Origin of the sequence: Streptomyces phaeolivaceus (assembly GCF_009184865.1) — a bacterium.
GTDB lineage: Bacteria > Actinomycetota > Actinomycetes > Streptomycetales > Streptomycetaceae > Streptomyces > Streptomyces phaeolivaceus.
In genome coordinates this window covers 791,201-808,051 of the sequence record NZ_CP045096.1, presented here as the reverse complement: position 1 = coordinate 808,051, position 16,851 = coordinate 791,201, and the positions used below count along the sequence as shown (strand labels likewise).

13 protein-coding genes are annotated in these 16,851 nt (G+C 73.3%); 1 reads left to right on the top strand and 12 read right to left on the bottom strand.

Going from position 1 to position 16,851, the window contains the following annotated elements; translation table 11 throughout:
- Positions 1-107: 107 nt before the first annotated feature.
- A complete protein-coding gene (locus tag F9278_RS04010; protein ID WP_152167023.1) occupies positions 108-3,482 on the top strand; it encodes a pyruvate carboxylase in 3,375 nt (1,124 codons plus the stop codon).
- Here the strand turns inward: F9278_RS04010 and F9278_RS04005 are convergent.
- The 12 genes from F9278_RS04005 to F9278_RS03950 form a co-directional block, all read right to left on the bottom strand.
- Positions 3,430-4,626 carry a C45 family autoproteolytic acyltransferase/hydolase gene (locus tag F9278_RS04005; RefSeq protein WP_152167022.1) on the bottom strand — a complete coding sequence of 399 codons (1,197 nt, stop codon included), beginning with the start codon at positions 4,624-4,626 and terminating at the stop codon, positions 3,430-3,432. The two genes, F9278_RS04010 and F9278_RS04005, sit on opposite strands and share 53 nt — an antisense overlap.
- 48 nt (positions 4,627-4,674) lie before the next feature.
- The gene (locus F9278_RS04000; RefSeq protein WP_152167021.1) at positions 4,675-5,220 is read right to left on the bottom strand and encodes a hypothetical protein; all 546 of its coding nucleotides are present in this window, start codon (positions 5,218-5,220) and stop codon (positions 4,675-4,677) included.
- Between the two features lie 46 nt (positions 5,221-5,266).
- Positions 5,267-6,934, bottom strand: a complete 1,668-nt coding sequence (locus F9278_RS03995; protein ID WP_226966622.1) for an ABC transporter ATP-binding protein — start codon at positions 6,932-6,934, stop codon at positions 5,267-5,269.
- A complete protein-coding gene (locus tag F9278_RS03990; RefSeq protein WP_152173683.1) occupies positions 6,931-7,722 on the bottom strand; it encodes an ABC transporter permease in 792 nt (263 codons plus the stop codon). The genes F9278_RS03995 and F9278_RS03990 overlap by 4 nt, the downstream gene beginning before the upstream one ends.
- A 110-nt stretch (positions 7,723-7,832) precedes the next feature.
- Entirely contained in the window at positions 7,833-8,792 is a 960-nt protein-coding gene (locus F9278_RS03985; protein ID WP_152167020.1) for an ABC transporter permease, read from the bottom strand.
- A complete protein-coding gene (locus F9278_RS03980) occupies positions 8,789-10,381 on the bottom strand; it encodes an ABC transporter substrate-binding protein (RefSeq protein WP_152167019.1) in 1,593 nt (530 codons plus the stop codon). Before F9278_RS03980 ends, F9278_RS03985 begins: the two co-directional genes overlap by 4 nt.
- A gap of 29 nt (positions 10,382-10,410) precedes the next feature.
- Complete coding sequence (locus F9278_RS03975) at positions 10,411-11,202, bottom strand: class I SAM-dependent DNA methyltransferase (RefSeq protein WP_152167018.1); 792 nt, start codon at positions 11,200-11,202, stop codon at positions 10,411-10,413.
- Positions 11,199-12,461, bottom strand: a complete 1,263-nt coding sequence (locus tag F9278_RS03970; protein ID WP_152167017.1) for an MFS transporter — start codon at positions 12,459-12,461, stop codon at positions 11,199-11,201. Before F9278_RS03970 ends, F9278_RS03975 begins: the two co-directional genes overlap by 4 nt.
- Positions 12,445-13,527 (bottom strand): enolase C-terminal domain-like protein, encoded by a 1,083-nt coding sequence (locus F9278_RS03965; protein ID WP_152167016.1) that lies wholly within the window; start codon positions 13,525-13,527, stop codon positions 12,445-12,447. Before F9278_RS03965 ends, F9278_RS03970 begins: the two co-directional genes overlap by 17 nt.
- On the bottom strand, positions 13,524-14,651 hold the full coding sequence (locus tag F9278_RS03960; RefSeq protein WP_152167015.1) for a PLP-dependent cysteine synthase family protein: 1,128 nt from the start codon (positions 14,649-14,651) through the stop codon (positions 13,524-13,526). The genes F9278_RS03965 and F9278_RS03960 overlap by 4 nt, the downstream gene beginning before the upstream one ends.
- A complete protein-coding gene (locus F9278_RS03955) occupies positions 14,648-15,547 on the bottom strand; it encodes a Rossmann-like domain-containing protein (protein ID WP_404818853.1) in 900 nt (299 codons plus the stop codon). Before F9278_RS03955 ends, F9278_RS03960 begins: the two co-directional genes overlap by 4 nt.
- Complete coding sequence (locus F9278_RS03950) at positions 15,544-16,800, bottom strand: ATP-grasp domain-containing protein (RefSeq protein ID WP_193241359.1); 1,257 nt, start codon at positions 16,798-16,800, stop codon at positions 15,544-15,546. Before F9278_RS03950 ends, F9278_RS03955 begins: the two co-directional genes overlap by 4 nt.
- Positions 16,801-16,851: the final 51 nt, after the last annotated feature.

Below are 16,851 nucleotides of genomic sequence, written 5' to 3'. Positions count from 1 at the left end.
CCGGGAAGTGACCGGGCTCACATGGCACTGAGTGACACGATTCCTGTGGTGCGACGGCATCATGGCCGGGACCATGGTGTCCTCATGGCAGCTCGAAGGGATCAGAGATGCTCCGCAAGGTACTGGTCGCCAACCGTGGCGAGATCGCGATCCGCGCGTTCCGCGCAGGCTACGAAGTGGGTGCGCGGACGGTCGCCGTCTTCCCCCACGAGGACCGCAACTCGCTGCACCGGCTCAAGGCCGACGAGGCCTACGAGATCGGCGAACCGGGACACCCCGTGCGGGCGTATCTCTCGGTCGAGGAGATCATCCGCGCCGCCCGGCTGGCGGGCGCCGACGCCGTCTACCCGGGCTACGGCTTCCTCTCCGAGAACCCCGAGCTGGCGCGCGCGTGCGAGGAGGCCGGCATCACCTTCGTCGGCCCCAGCGCCCACATCCTGGAGCTGACCGGCAACAAGGCGCGCGCGGTCGCCGCCGCCCGCGCCGCGGGCGTCCCCGTCCTCGGCTCCTCCGAGCCCTCCACGGACGTGGACGAACTGGTCCGCGCCGCCGACGAGATCGGCTTCCCCGTCTTCGTGAAGGCCGTCGCGGGCGGCGGCGGGCGCGGGATGCGCCGCGTCGAGGACCCGGCCACGCTGCGCGAGTCCATCGAGGCCGCGTCCCGCGAGGCCGCCTCCGCGTTCGGCGACCCGACCGTCTTCCTGGAGAAGGCCGTCGTCGAGCCCCGCCACATCGAGGTGCAGATCCTCGCCGACGGCCACGGCGATGTCATCCACCTCTTCGAACGCGACTGTTCGGTGCAGCGCCGCCACCAGAAGGTCATCGAGCTGGCCCCGGCCCCGAACCTCGACCCGGTCCTGCGCGACCGGATCTGCGCCGACGCCGTCCGCTTCGCCCGCGAGATCGGCTACCGCAACGCGGGCACCGTCGAGTTCCTCCTCGACCGCGACGGCAACCATGTCTTCATCGAGATGAACCCCCGGATCCAGGTCGAGCACACGGTCACCGAGGAGGTCACCGACGTCGACCTCGTCCAGTCCCAGCTGCGGATCGCCGCCGGGGCCACCCTCGCCGACCTCGGCCTCTCCCAGGACACCGTCACCCTGCGCGGCGCCGCCCTGCAGTGCCGTATCACCACCGAGGACCCGGCCAACGGCTTCCGCCCCGACACCGGCCGGATCAGCGCCTACCGCTCGCCCGGCGGCTCCGGTATCCGCCTCGACGGCGGCACCACCCACGCCGGTACGGAGATCAGCGCCCACTTCGACTCCATGCTGGTCAAACTGACCTGCCGGGGACGGGACTTCACCACCGCCGTCAACCGGGCCCGGCGCGCGGTCGCCGAGTTCCGCATCCGGGGCGTCTCCACGAACATCCCGTTCCTCCAGGCGGTCCTCGACGACCCCGACTTCCAGTCCGGCAACGTCACCACCTCCTTCATCGAGCAGCGCCCGCATCTGCTGACCTCCCGGCACTCCGCCGACCGGGGCACCAAGCTGCTCACCTACCTGGCCGACGTCACGGTCAACAAGCCGCACGGTGAGCGCCCCGCCCTGATCGACCCGTCCACCAAGCTGCCGCGGCCCACCGTCGCCGAACCCCCGGCCGGCTCCAAGCAGAAGCTCGTCGAACTGGGCCCGGAGGGCTTCGCCCGCTGGCTGCGCGAGTCCCCGACCATCGGCGTCACGGACACCACGTTCCGCGACGCCCACCAGTCGCTGCTGGCCACCCGGGTCCGTACGAAGGACATGCTCGCCGTCGCCCCCGTGGTCGCCCGGACGCTGCCGCAGCTGCTCTCCCTGGAGTGCTGGGGCGGCGCCACCTACGACGTCGCCCTGCGCTTCCTCGCCGAGGACCCCTGGGAGCGGCTGGCCGCCTTCCGGGCCGCCGCCCCGAACATCTGCCTCCAGATGCTGCTGCGCGGCCGCAACACGGTCGGCTACACGCCGTACCCGACCGAGGTGACCGACGCCTTCGTGCAGGAGGCCACCGAGACCGGCATCGACATCTTCCGGATCTTCGACGCGCTCAACGACGTGGGCCAGATGCGGCCCGCCATCGACGCCGTACGCGCCACCGGAACGGCCGTCGCCGAGGTCGCCCTCTGCTACACCTCCGACCTGTCCGACCCGGGCGAGCAGCTCTACACCCTCGACTACTACCTCCGGCTGGCCGAACAGATCGTCGAGGCGGGCGCCCACGTCCTGGCCGTCAAGGACATGGCGGGCCTGCTGCGCGCCCCCGCCGCCACCAAGCTCGTCACCGCGCTGCGCCGCGAGTTCGACCTGCCGGTGCACATCCACACCCACGACACGGCGGGCGGCCAGCTCGCCACCTATCTCGCCGCGATCCAGGCCGGCGCCGACGCCGTCGACGGGGCCGTGGCCTCCATGGCGGGCACCACCTCGCAGCCGTCCCTGTCGGCGATCGTGGCCGCGACGGACTACTCCGACCGGCCCACGGGACTGGACCTGCGGGCCGTCGGCGACCTGGAGCCCTACTGGGAGAGCGTCCGCCGCATCTACGCCCCCTTCGAGGCGGGCCTCGCCTCCCCGACCGGCCGCGTCTACGACCACGAGATCCCCGGCGGCCAGCTCTCCAACCTGCGCACCCAGGCCGTCGCGCTCGGCCTCGGCGACCGCTTCGAGGACATCGAGGCGATGTACACCGCCGCCGACCGCATCCTCGGCCACCTGGTGAAGGTCACCCCGTCCTCCAAGGTGGTCGGCGACCTCGCCCTGCACCTCGTCGGCGCCGGAGTCACCCCCGCCGACTTCGAGGCCACGCCCGACCGGTTCGACATCCCCGACTCCGTGATCGGCTTCCTGCGCGGCGAGTTGGGCACCCCGCCCGGCGGCTGGCCCGAGCCGTTCCGCAGCAAGGCCCTCCAGGGCCGCGCCGACGCCAAGCCCGTGCGGGACCTGAACACCGAGGACCGCTCCGGACTGGAGAAGGACCGCCGCGCCACCCTCAACCGGCTCCTGTTCCCCGGCCCGACCCGCGAGTTCGAGACCCACCGCCAGACCTACGGCGACACCAGCGTCCTCGACAGCAAGGACTTCTTCTACGGCCTCGGCCCCGGCAAGGAGTACGCCGTCGACCTGGAGCCCGGGGTGCGGCTCCTCATCGGTCTGGAGGCGGTCGGCGAGGCCGACGAACGCGGCATGCGCACGGTCATGTCCACCCTCAACGGGCAGCTCCGCCCCATCCAGATCCGTGACAAGGCCGCCTCCTCCGACATCCCCGTCACCGAGAAGGCCGACCGCTCCAACCCCGGCCATGTCGCCGCCCCGTTCGCCGGCGTGGTCACCCTCGCGGTCGCCGAGGGCGACGAGGTCGCGGCGGGTGCCACGGTCGCCACCATCGAGGCCATGAAGATGGAGGCCACCATCACCGTCCCGAAGGCCGGCCGGGTCTCGCGCCTCGCCATCAACAAGATCCAGCAGGTGGAGGGCGGCGACCTCCTCGTCGAGATCGTCTGACCCGCACACGCTCGGCGGACAGGCCCTGGGCCCCGGGCGCGACACCTCGTACGAAGTCGGACAGCGGCAGTTCGGCGGTGTCGCCCCGGGGGCCGCGCACGAGGACGCGGTCGGCGGTCAGATCGGCCACCGCCGTGCCCAGGGTCATCAGCGGATCGCCGTCCGCGGCCGTGCGATGGACGCCGTGGGGGAGCGGGGCACCGGTCAGGGCGTCCAGGAACCAGGCGCCCGAGGGTTCCGGTTCCCGGCCCCCGGTGCGCAGGGAGTCCAGCGCGCGGCCCCGGGCGACGCTCTCCTCGTACCGGCCGAGGGAGTCGGCGGACGCCCCCGGCCCGGCCGGCTCCAGGGGGTCGGGCAGATGGCGCAGATGGTTCGTGTGCCAGTGCAGCGGCTCGGCGGGGGTGGCCTCCACGACGGCGGTCCGGCCGCCCGCCGCCTCCGCCACCACGACCCGGCCGGTGGCGCGCTCCCCGATCGCGTACGAGAAGCCGCCCGCGCCGGGGTGCGTGCGCAGATGCTCCAGGGCGGTGTCCAGGGTCGGGACCTGCTGCATGGCACGGGCGACGAAATGGCGTCCGGCGCCACCGGCCGCCGGACGGGCCACCTGGAGGTGGTTGATGCCCCAGACCAGGCCGTGCCCGGTGGCCGTGAACGCGTTCGCCGGCACGAACCCCGGATACCACTGGACCGTCACCGGCACGAGACCGTCCAGCACCAGCGTGAGCAGCGTCAGCCGCCCGTCGAGCGTGGGCGCGCCGTCCTCGTTGTGGGCGACGAAGGAGTGCTCGCCCCGCCAGATCAGGTCGGAGCAGCCGGTGCCGTCATCGGTGCCCAGGTCGCCCCGGAGATTGGCGAGGAGCAGATCGTCGAAGGGGACCCCCGCGCCCTCGGCCAGCGCCTCCAACTCGGCCAGTTCCCAAGGGTGTCGCTCCCGTGTGGCCCGAAGCACCCGGTCCAGCAGGGCGGCGCCCTCCTCGGTACGGACCCGGCGGCGCAGCGCCTCCCGCTCCGGCATCGTCTCCCGTACGACCCCGATGTCCGCCCGCGCGCTCTCGCCGAGCGCCCGGAACGCCTCCCGCCGGGGCCCGGACACCACGAGCCAGCGCAGCCCGGCCAGCCGCTGCTCCCGTACGACGACGCTCATCCGCCCTGCCTCCCCGCGCACTCGGCACCCGGTCACTCGGGCGGTCGCTCAGGCGCGGGGGAAGAACTCCAGCACCGCCGTGCCGCCTTCGAGGGACTCTACGCGGAAGCCGAGGCCGTTCAGGCCGCCGGTGCCGCCCTCACCGAGCGAGGAGCTGAGGAACGTTCCGGCGCCCGAGGACTGGAGCACCACGGTGTCGTCCGTGACCTTCGTGACGCGCAGCTCCCCGACGCCGAACCGGCTGTCGACGTCGATGGACAGGGGCTTGGACACGGTGAGCCGGCAGCGCCCGTCGAAGCACGCGGCTGTGTCGGGGGCGGTGCCCGAGTCGGGTTCGGTGCGGTCGGTGCGGGTGGGGGAGGGCTTGGGCGGGGTGGGCGGATCCGTCTCGGACGGCCCTGTGCGCGTGCCGTCACCTCCGCCCTCGCCCGTTGCCCTCGCTCCGGACGGGGTGCGGGTCGCGGACGACGGCTGCGGCCTCGCTCCCGAGCCGTCGTCGTTGTGATCGCCGTCCCCGGCCCCGCCGCAGCCGGTGAGGACCACCGCCAGGGCCGCCGCCACCACGACGCCGAACCTGCCCTTGCCCGTACCCATAGGCCAACCCTTCACTTCACTTCGACTCGCGACTTGTCCTCTTGAACTACGAGCGCTCGGCGAAGTTACTGCGTGTGGCGACGAGCGAGGCCGTGAAGGGGTGCCGTGGACTGGTGAGGAGCTGCCGGGCGGGCCCCTGCTCGACGATCTCGCCCGCGTCCATGACCGCGACGCGATCGGCGACGGCGGCGGTCTCCAGGTCGTGCGTGATCAGCAGAAGGGCCGGTCCGGGGCCCGTGTCGCCGCCGAGCAGGCCCGTGAGGACGTCGAGGATGCCGCGTCGGGTGACCGTGTCGAGGCCCGAGGTGATCTCGTCGCAGATCAGGACGCGCGGGTGGGCGAGGAGGGCGCGGGCCAGGGCGGCGCGCTGGAGTTCGCCGCCGGAGAGCCCGGTGGGGCGGCGGCCCACCACATCCGGCGGCAGGCCCAGGCGGGTCAGGGTGGTCAGGGCCTCGGCCTCGGCGGCAGCCGCGTCCACTCCGCGCAGCCGGACCGCCGTGCGGGCGACCTGGTGGAGGACCGGGCGGTGCTCGTCGAAGGCGGCGCGGGCGTCCTGGAAGACGTACTGCACCGCCGCCAACTGCCCCCGGCCACGGTCCCGCAGGCTGCGCGGCAGGGGAGTGCCGTCGAGCAGGATCTCGCCGTCGTGGTCGCGGTGGAGCCCGGCGAGACAACGGGCGAGAGTGGTCTTGCCACTGCCCGAGCGGCCGACGAGTGCCAGCAACTCGCCCGAGTAGAGGGAGAGTTCTGGTGCGTGTACGGCTGTGGTCGTGCCGGTCGTGCCGGTCGTGCCGGTCGTGCCGGTCGTGCCGGTCGGGCCGCGTGGGCCGTCGCGGTGGCGGGCGGTGAGGGCGCGGACGCTCAGTACCGGTCGTACGGCTCGGTCGGTCTCGGGTCCGTGCCGGTCGCCCGGGTCCGTCGTCGGCGCGGCGAGGAGTCGGCGGGTCCACTCGTGGCGGGGCTCCGACCACACCCGTTCCACCGGCCCCGACTCCACGACCCGCCCCGCTCGCATGACATGCACCTCGTCGGCGAGGGCGCGGACCACGTCGAGGTCGTGGCTGAGCAGGACGACCGCGATGCCGCGCGCCGCGACCGCCGCCAGCTGCTCGACGACGAGGCGTTTGGTCAACGCGTCCTGTCCGGTGGTGGGTTCGTCGGCGACCACGACCCGGGCGCCGAGCAGCAGGGCCTGGGCGAGCACGACACGCTGCTGCTGGCCGCCGGAGAGCTGGTGCGGGTAGCGGCGCAACAGCTGTTCGGCGTCGGGGAGTCGGGCGTCGGCCAGGGCCTGGAGCACGCGTGCGCGGGCGGTCGCCCGGCGGCTGCCGCGCGGCAGATCGCGTACCTGGGTACGGGCGATGTCGGTCAGCAGGGCGCTGATCCTGCGGGCCGGGTTGAGGACGGCCGCAGGATGCTGCGGGACGTATCCGACGAGACCGCCGGCCGCCACCCGCACCTCACCGGTGACGTGCGCGCCCGCCGGGAACTCGCCGAGCAGTGCCAGCCCGGTGGTGGTCTTCCCGCTGCCGGAGGCACCCACCAGCGCGGTGACCCGGCCGGGCGGCACCCGCAGACTCACCCCGTCGACGATCGCCCGGCCGCCCACCTCGACCCGCAGATCCGTGACCTCGACCAGCGGCGCCGAGGCGGGCGGTGCCGGGACGGACGGTGCCGAGGCGGACCGGCCGCCTTCGTGGTCGTACCGCTTCACGCGTGTCGTTCCTTCCGTCCCCGGCGGCGGCCGGGCCGCTCCAGCGCGGCGTCGAAGAGCAGATTGGTCCCCGTGGTCAGCGCCACGATCAGCAGGGCGGGCACCACCACCGCCCATGGCTGTACGAACAGACCGGTGCGGTTGCGGTCGACCATCACCGCCCAGTCGGCGGCGTCCGGGTCCACCCCGACACCGAGGAACGCGGCCGTGGCGACCAGATACAGCACCCCGGTCAGCCGGGTGCCGGCGTCGGCGCCGAGCGTGCGCAGGATGGCGCGGCCGACACAGCCGACGGCCGTGCGCCACCAGCTCTCGCCCTGGAGCCGGAGCGCCTCGACGACCGGCCGGGCGGCGGCCTCCGTGGCGGCGGCGCGCACGAGACGGGCCGCGTCCGGCACATTGACCAGCGCGACGAGCAGGGCCAGGCCGACGGCTCCGGGCGTGAACACGGAGGCGACCAGCAGGATCAGCAACAGCGACGGGATCGCGATCAGGACGTCCAGTGGCCGCATCAGCGACTCCTCCAGCCATCGCCGACGGGTCAGCGCGGCGACGAGTCCGACCGGCAGTGCGACGAGATAGGCCAGCAACCCGGCACCGAGCGCGGTCAGTACGACCGGCCGACCGCCGTGCAGCACCTGCAGCCACACGTCCCGGCCCACGAAGTCCGTACCGAGCCAGTGCCCGTCGCCGAGCGCGAACGACGCGGCCCGCGCCCCCGGCTCCCCGGCGAACACCGGTCCGAGGAGGGCGAGGAGAAGAGGTACGGCGATGATCGCGACGCCCAGCGCGAAGCGGCCCGTACGCCGACGGGACCCCGACGCGGCGGCCGGTGCGCCGGGTTCCCGCGCGGTGCCCGGGGTGCCCGGGGTGCCCGACGTGGTCGGCGCCCGCGTCGTCACGCCGCCACCCCCGCCCGGGGTGCCAGCCGCCGGGCGACCACGTCCGCGCCCAGGTTGAGGACGACGGTCAGGACGCCGAAGACGACGGCCAGGCCCTGGACCACCGGGACATCGCGTTCGGCGACGGCGTTGAGCAGGACGGTGCCGAGTCCGGGGATCACGAAGAGGGCCTCCACGACGATGACTCCGCACAGCAACCAGTCGACGGTACGGGCGAGTTGCTGGGCGGCGGGGGCGAGGGCGTTGGGCAGGGCGTGGGCGTACCGGACCCGGACGCCAGGGACGCCGTACCGGCGGGCATGGGCGGCGTACGGGGAGGCGAGGGCGTCGACCATGCCGGCCCGGACCAGCCGGACCAGGGAGCAGACCGGCCGGGCGAGCAGGACGAGCACGGGCAGCACGAGCGCCGCCGGGTGGGCGAGCAGATCGGTGCCGTAGCCCAGCGCGGTCGGCGGCAGCCAGGCCAGCTTCAGCGCGAACACGGTCACCAGCAGCACCCCGAGGGCGAACTCGGGGACCGCGTACACGGCGAGCGTGACGGAGCTGATCAGCCGGTCGACGGGGCCGCCCTCGTGCCGGGCGGCCAGTACGCCGAGGCCGAAGCCGATCGGCACGAGCAGGGCCACGGTGAGCGCGGCCAGCAGCAGGGTCGGGCCGAAGCCGTCGGCGAGGTACCCGGCGACCGGGCGGCCGGAGGTCAGCGAGGTCCCGAAGTCGCCGTGCGCCAGGCCGAACGCCCAGTCGGCCAGCCGCTCGTGCACCGGCCGGTCGAGACGCATCGCCTCACGGATGGCGGCGATCCGCTCCGGGTCCGGCTGGTCGCCGGCCAGGGCGACCGCCGCGTCGCCCGGCAGCGCCTCGGTGAGCGCGAAGACCAGCAGCACGACGGCCACGGTCTGCGCGACACCGAGAAGCAGCCGCCGGACGACGAAGGCACGCAGACTGGCTCCGCTCACCCGAGCCACACCTTGTCGAAGCGTGCCCAGTCGAGTGTGTTGGCGGGAGCCTTCGCCTCAACTCCCTTGACGGTCTTGGCCGTTCCGATGATCCAGTCGGCGAACCCCCAGATCAGGAAGCCGCCCTCGGCGTACAGCCGGCGCTGCATCCGCCCGTAGACGGCGGCCCGTTCCGTCTTGTCGCGGGTGGACTGCGCCTGCCGGTACAGCGCGTCGAAGTCCTTGTGCCGCCACTGGGTGGCGTTGGTGGTGGAGTCGGTGAGCAGCCGCTGCGAGAGGTGTGCCTCGATGGGCATGGCGCCGGAGCGGTAGCAGGAGAGGGTGCCGGAGTCGAGGATGTCGCTCCAGTAGGAGTCCTTGCTGCCCATCCGCACATCGATCGTGACGCCCGCCTTGGCGGCCTGGTCCTTGAAGATGCTGGCGGCCTCGGTGAACCCGGCGGCCACGGCCGAGGTGTCCAGCGTGACCTTGAGCTTCTCGGCACCGGCCTGCTTGAGGAGGGCCCGTGCCCGGTCGAGGTCCTGCTCGCGCTGGGGGAGGTCGGCCGCGTAGTACTCGTAGCCCTTGCCGAACAGGTCGTTGCCGATCACGCCCGCCCCGGAGAGCGCCCCGTCGACGAGTTCCTGACGGTCGGCGATCAGGAAGAACGCCTCCCGCACCCGCTTGTCGTCGAAGGGCGCACGGTCGGTCTTCATGCAGAACGCCTGCATGGCGCTGTTGCGGAGCCGGACGATCTCGATCTGCCCCTTGCCCTCGTGGGCGCGGGCGGTGGTGGGGTTCAGCTCGTGGGCGTACTCGACCTGGCCGCCGAGGAGCGCGTTGACACGGGCCGACTCCTCGCCCGCGACCACGATCTCGAGTTCGTCGAGACGCGCGGCGCCCTCCCAGTAGGCGTCGAAGCGGCGGAAGACGGCGGAGCGGCCGGGGGAGAAGGACACGAAACGGAAGGGTCCGGAGCCGATCGGCTTGGTGTCGAAGTCGGCGGCGTCGTCCTTCCCCGCGTTCTCCGGCACGATGTACGCTCCGAACGCGGCCAGCACATTGGGGAATTCGGCGGTCGGCCGCTTCAGCACGAACTCGATGCCGCGCTCCCCGGTGGCCCGGCTCGCGTCGAGGTCGATGGGCTCGAGCGACGCCTTCGCCCGGAACGCCTTCTCCGGGTCGGCGATCCGGCGGTAGCTGTACAGCACGTCCTTCGCGGTGACGGGCCTGCCGTCGTGGAAGGTGGCTTCGCGCAGGGTGACCTGCCAGCGGTCCAGGGCCTTGTTCGACTCCCACTTCGCGGCCAGCCGGGGCTGTGCGGACAGGTCGGCGCCGTAGTCGGCGAGCTTGTCGTACAGCGCCTTGGCTCTGGCGACATCGGCGAACAGACTGGCCAGATGCGGGTCGAGGGTCTCGCTGGCGCCGCCGCCCGCGAACGCGGCCCGCAGCCGTCCGCCGCGCTTCGGTGTGCCGTCGCCGCCGTCCGCTGCGCTGTCCGTGCCGCCGCTCCCGCCGCATCCCGTCAGGGCGAGGGCGCCGAGCGAGGCGGCGCCCGTGGCGGCGAGGAAGCCGCGTCGGCGCAGACCGGGGAAGAGTTCTTCGTGCATGAGGGTTCCTTGGGTGAAGGGGGGAGGGGTCAGCGGGCGGAGGTGAGTCGCGCGACGACGTGCAGCCGGTCCGCGTCCGTCGAGAGGCGGGGCAACTGCCCCTCCCTCCACAGCGGTTCGGTGCGCGGCCCCGGACCGTCGTGCAGTTCGAGTACCTCGAAGCCGTGCGTGGTGAGGACGTGCCGCAGCTCCAGCGGGAACAACAGCCGCCAGGCGGACCGCTGTTCGACGGGCGTGGTGCCGTCGTCCGACGTCCAGACCCGTGTACGGCGCAGGAGTTGGGCGGTGCGGTCGACGGTGAGGGTGGTGGTGGACCGGTGGGCGGTGCCCTGCCAGGTGAAGGCGTTGACGGTCGGGGTGTCGAGGAGGTCGGAACGGCCCAGGAAATAGGCGCCGTTGCGCATCTCCGCCACCAACAGCCCACCGGGTGCGAGGGCTTGACGGCAGGAGGTGAGGAAGCCGTCGAGCTGGGCGTTGGTGTGGCAGTACAGCAGGGAGCTGTCCAGGCACACGACCGCGTCGAACGCCGCCCGGCCCAGGTCGAAGCCGTGCAGGTCCGCCCGTACGTACGTCGGCCCGGGGTGCCGCTGCCCGGCGTGGGCGAGCATCGCCTCGGAGAGGTCCGCGCCGGTCACCGTACGGCCGGCGTCGTGCAGATGGGCGGCGTCGCGGCCGGTGCCGCAGCCCATGTCCAGGACCCGGGGCCCGGCACCGTGGCGCCGCAGACAGTCCTCGGCCCAGCGCCCGGCCAGCCGCTCGGCGTCGGGGAAACGGGCCTCGTACAGCTCCGGGTTGTCGGTGAGGAGGTTGCCGTGCGTCATGCGCCGCGCCCCGCTCCGGCCGTGGCGGGGGCGACCGCCGGAGGGTTCGAGGGCAGTGCGCCGAGCCGGTGGAGCCGGCCGATGCCCGCCGCCGAGAGCAGTCCGAACAGGGCGCAGCACACCCAGGGGAGCCAGGTGTGGCCGCCGTGGTCCCCGGCGTCCATGGCCCACCCGACGAGGGTGTTGCCGAGGGCCGCCGCGGCACCCGAGACGACGTAGAAGATCCCGAAGTAGGTGCCGGTCAGCTCGGGCCGGCCGAAGCGGGGGATCAGCTCCATGACGAACGGTGAGGCGATCATGAGGCCGAGGTAGAGGAGCAGCGCGCCCAGCAGGACGGCCGCGCCGGCGAGCCATCCGGAGGCGCCGAGCCCGGTCGCGACGGCCGGTGGCAGGAACGCCAGTGCTGTCACGGCGAGGCCCAGAGCGATCCAACGGGCCCTGTCGCCACGCGACTTGAGCGCCTTGGTGAGACGGAGTTGCAGCGCGAGGTTGGCCAGGGTGCCGACGAGGAAGACGAGACCGGCGGCGCCGTCCCAGCCGGTGGCGTCCCGGGCCCCGGCCGGCAGCAGCAGATACAGCTGGGCCTCCAGGGTGAACATGCCGACCATGGCGAGCGCGAACGCCAGGAACGCCCGGTTCCCGAGGACCTCCCGCCAGTCCCCGAGGACTCCGCCGCCGCTCGGTTCGACCGCCCGCGCGGGCAGCACGAGGGCCTGTGCGACGGTGAGGACCGCGAAGATCCCGGCGGCGGTCAGCGCGGAGGTACGGAAGTCCACGAGCAGCAGCACACTGCCCAGCAGGGGCCCGATCAGCGCACCCGTCGTCGCGAAGACGTTGAACAGCGCGAACGCCTCCGCCTTGTGCTCCCCGGCCTCCTGTGCCAGATACGCCCGCACCGCCGGATTGAACAGTGCCCCGGCGAGCCCGCTCAGCACGGACGCGGCCAGCAGCACCGGCAGCCCGTCGCCGAGCGCGAACAGCCCGAACCCGAGGGTCCGCAGCGCGCACCCGGCGATGATCACGCCCCGCGCGCCGAGCCGGTCCGAGGCGGAGCCGCCGATGATGAACAGGCCCTGCTGGCTGAGGTTGCGGACGCCCAGGACGACACCGACGACAGCCGCCGACATACCCAGGTTCTCCGTGAGGTGGGTGGCCAGGTAGGGGATCAGAAGGTAGAAGCCGATGTTGACGCCGAGCTGATTGACCAGGAGCAGCCGCACGGCGAACGGGAAGCGGCGTATCTCATGCCACGTCCGCACGGCGTATCCCCTCCGTGTCGTCGGCCGCGCGGAGTCGGACTCCCAGCCCCGGCAGGTCGGTCGTCCGTACGAAACCGTCGGTGCCGCCGATGCCGGTCCACGGGTCGTCGGCGAGCAGCAGATGCCCGTCGAGGTCGACCCAGCGGGCCCGGTCGGCGAGGTGGACGGCGGGCGCGAGCCCGAGGCTGCTGGCGGTGAGACAGCCGAGCATCAGCTCGGTGCCGCTGCCCTCGATCGTCTCGGCGATCCGCAGGGCCGCCTGGACGCCGCCGCACTTGGCGAGTTTGACGTTGACCCCGTGCACCCGCCCCGCCAGGCGTCGTACGTCCTCCAGCCCGACCGCGTCCTCGTCGGCGATGACCGGCAGCGGCGCACGCGCGGCGAGGGCGGCCAGCGCCTCCGGATCACCGGGGGCGAGGGGCTGCTCCACGGCCTCCACACCCAGGTGCGCGAAGCGTGGCAGCAGGGCGTCCGCCTGGGCCGGTGTCCACGCGCCGTTGGGGTCCAGGAGCAGCCGCAGTCCGGGCGCCGCGTCACGGATGACCCGTACCCGCTCGATGTCGTCCTCCGGGTCGGGTGTCCCGGCCTTGACCTTGACGATCGCGAAGCCGCTCGCGGCGAGGCGGCGCGCCTCGGCCGCGGCACGTGTCGGCGAGGTGATGCCGATGGTCCGGGCGGTCGCCGCCACCGGGGCGGTCGGAGCGCCCAGCAGCCGGTGCACGGGGCTGTCCGCCCGCTTGCCGACGAGGTCGAGGAGCGCGGCGCCGACGGCGGCCGTCACGGCGGGCGGCGTCTGCGCGGAGCCCGCCAACTCGCCTTCCCGCAGGGCCTCCCAGGCGCTCTCCGGGTCGCGGAAGCGTCCGAGGTCCGTGGCGACGGCCGCGAACCGCCGTCCCAGGGTGGCGGCGTCGAGGCCGTAGTAGACGCTGGTGACGGCCTCGCCATGGCCGGTGAGCCCGTCGTGCTCGACGGTCAGCCACACCGCGTCGCGCGCGGACATGGTGGAGCGGGAGATGCGCAACGGCTCGGCGAGTGCGAGACGTACGGTGCGCCGGGTGACCTTCACAGTCTCTCTTCCGAAGGGGGAACCTGGTGGGGGACCTGGGGGACTTGGGGGACCTGGGGGACCTTGAGGGGGTCGGTGACCCTGCCGCAGCGCACCCAGCCGACCGCCTCGGCCGCGCCGGGGTGGGGGATCTCCACGGGCCGGGCGGCGGCGGAGGCCGGGTCGAGGCCGTGCGCGGTGGCGAAGTCGTCGTCGTAGACACTGCCGAGGTAGCGGTGCGGGCCGTCCGGGAAGACGGTGGCGACGACGGCGCCCGGGTGGACGCGGGCCGCCCAGGCGGCGACGAGCGCGACCGCTCCGGTGCTCCAGCCGCCGCTGACGAAGCTGCCCCGCGCGAGCCGCCGACAGCTGTCGACGGCCTCCGCCGGGCCGACCCAGTGCACCTCGTCGAAGGCGTCGTAGGCCACATTGCGCGGATGGATGCTGCTGCCCAGGCCGCGCATCAGCCTCGGCCGGGCCGGCTGGCCGAAGATCGTCGAGCCGGTCGAGTCGACGCCGATCAGCCGCAGTGCGGGCCAGTGCCGCCGCAGCGGGCCGATGACGCCCGCGCTGTGACCACCGGTGCCCACACTGCACACCAGCACGTCCAAGTGGTCCAGCTGGACGGCGAGTTCGGCGGCGAGCGAGGCGTAACCGGCGGTGTTGTCGGGGTTGTTGTACTGGTCGGGCCAGTACGCCCCCGGCAGCACGGCCAGCAGCTCCCGCAGCCGCGCCAGCCGTGCCGCCTGCCAGCCGCCCCGGGGCGCCGGACGGTCCACCAGCTCCAGCCGTACGCCGTGGGAGCGCAGCAACTGCCGCATGGACGGCTCCAGTTCACTGTCACCGACCAGCACGACCGGATGGCCGAGGGCCTGCCCCGCGAAGGCCAGCCCGATGCCCAGTGTCCCGGACGTGGACTCCACCACGGGTGCGCCGGGCCGCAGTTCCCCGCGCTCCCGGGCGCCCAGCAGCATGGAGACGGCGGCCCGCGCCTTCATCCCGCCCGCCGCGAGGCCCTCCAGCTTGGCCCAGAACCCCGGCTGCGGACCGGGCAGATCGGCGGTGATACGTGCGAGGGGCGTCCGCCCGACCAGGGAGAGCAACTCCGGCCGGGCGACGGGTCGGAGGGCGGTCGACGCGGTCATCGGCCACCGTCCGGTCCACGGCCGGGCAGGCCGTAGCGGTGCAGCGTGCCCGCCCCCGCGTCCAGCCAGAAGAAGGGGTACGGCTCCGCGCACACCGCGCTCACCCCGTGCCCGAGGAACCGGGGCAGCACCGCGCTGCCCGTCTGCGCGAACATCACCAACTGCTTGCCGTGTGCCCGCGCGTGCCGCCGCAACGGCTCGAAGCTGCCGTTGCCCAGGGTCATCCCGGAGACCAGCAGCGCGTCACAGTGTTCGGCCGCCCCGAGCGCGTCGGTGACGACCTCCTCGCCCCACTCCGTGACCCCGCCCTTGAGATCGCAGGGCACAGGGCGGAGCCCGCGTGAACGCAGTGCCTCCAGCAGGGAGTTGACGACGCCGACCACGAGCACGGTCGCGCCCGTCGGCAGATCGAGCAGCTCGACGACGGCCCGCGCCCGCGCCCGGGACTTCTCCAACGAGGTACCGGCAGACAGCGGGAAGGGGCGGGCCCCGTTCCGCGGAGTGTGCGGGCCGACGTGCAGCAGATAGGCGTCCAGCGCGGCCACCCGTACCGGGAGCAGCGGATGCTCCAGCAGCCGGGCGACATCGGCCCCCACACAGTCGTCGATCGCCGCGTCCGGCAGGGCGCCGGGCTCCACCGCGCAGGACCCCACGGCACCGGCGAGCCGCAGGCTCAGCACCTCGTTCCGATAGCCGGTGCCCCGCCCGTCGTGCCGCACGGCCTGCCGGGTCACGAACGCCATCGCGATCCGCGACGTCCGTGGATCCGGGCCGAGTCCACCCGCGAGAACGCGCTCCACCAGGCCCTCGTACGAGAGTCCCTCAGGGGTGGGTTCCTCAGGTGCGGGTTCCTGGTACGTGGTGGCCGTGACGGTCACCGGCGCGAGGGCGGTCACCGGATCACCAGCCCGGAGCGCAGTTCGCCCAACAGGGTCTCGACCCGCTCGCGCGCACCCGGTCCGGCCGGGTCGCCGACCATGACATGGCCGAGATACTCGTTGTTGCTGCCGGCGGCCCTGACCGGCCGTCCGGGCTCGGCGAGCTGCACCTCCAACACGCCCTCCCTGTCGGCGAGATGACCGCCGTCCAGCGCTTCGAGGGTTCCCGTTGTCCCGGGTACGAGGAAGCCGACGGCGGCGCTGCGCAGCCCGGTCTCCCGGCGCCGCAGATCGGGTGCGCGGCCGAGGGCGACCTCCACGGCCGCCGCGGCGAGGTCGATGCCGGTGACATGGCGGACCAGTTCGGTGATGCGGTTCCCGGCGGGCCGGGGGTTCACCTCGACCACGCGCGGTCCGGCCGGGGTCAGCTTGATCTCGGTGTGGGCCACGACGCCGTCGGTCAGCCCCAGCGCCTTGAGCGCGCCCAGCGCGGTCTGCTCGGCGGCATCCGCGTCGGCGGCCGTCAGCGCGGCGGGGAACATGTGCCCGGTCTCGATGAACGCGGGCGCCCCGCCGACACTCTTGTCGGTCACCCCCACCACATGCACGGCCCCCGCGTACGACACCGTCTCGACGCTCACCTCGGGCCCGGTCAGCAGCTCTTCGAGGAGGACGGCCGGCACCCTGCGCTGGCCGCGTGCGTTCAGTGGGAAGTCGGCCAACGCCCTTACGGCAGCCATGAGTTCGGTCTCGTTGTCCACGCGTCGTACGTACATGCCCGCGCACAGGTCGACGGGTTTCACGACCAGCGGATAGCCGATCTCCCCGGCGGCGCGGGCGAGGTCGGCCCATTCCTCGTGGAGGGCGAACCGGGGGCCGGGCACGTCCGCGTCGGCGAGGACGCGACGGGTGGCGTCCTTGCGGCAGGCGTTCGCGACGGCCTTCGGGGCCGGCCCGGGGAGCCCGAGGTGTCCGGCGATCCGGGCCACCGTCGGCAGGTAGTAGTCGCACGACGAGATCACCCCGTCGAAGCCGAACGCCGTGTGCAGCCGGTCGGCCTCCGGCAGCAGGGCGTCGATGTCGTTGGTGTCGGCGGTGACGACGTTCCGCGCGCCGAGCAGCGGATGGGATGTGCCCTCGGGAGCCGCGCGCAGGTAGTGGTGCAGGTCGCGGGTGAGGAACGTGAACTCGTGTCCGCCCTCCCGGATGGCCCGTGGGAGCAGCCTGCTCATCGATCCGACCCAGCTCTCGACCACCAACAGATGAGCCACGGCTCCCCTTTTCGTGCGGTGCGTTCAGGCGTCAGGGCAGCCCGACGACAC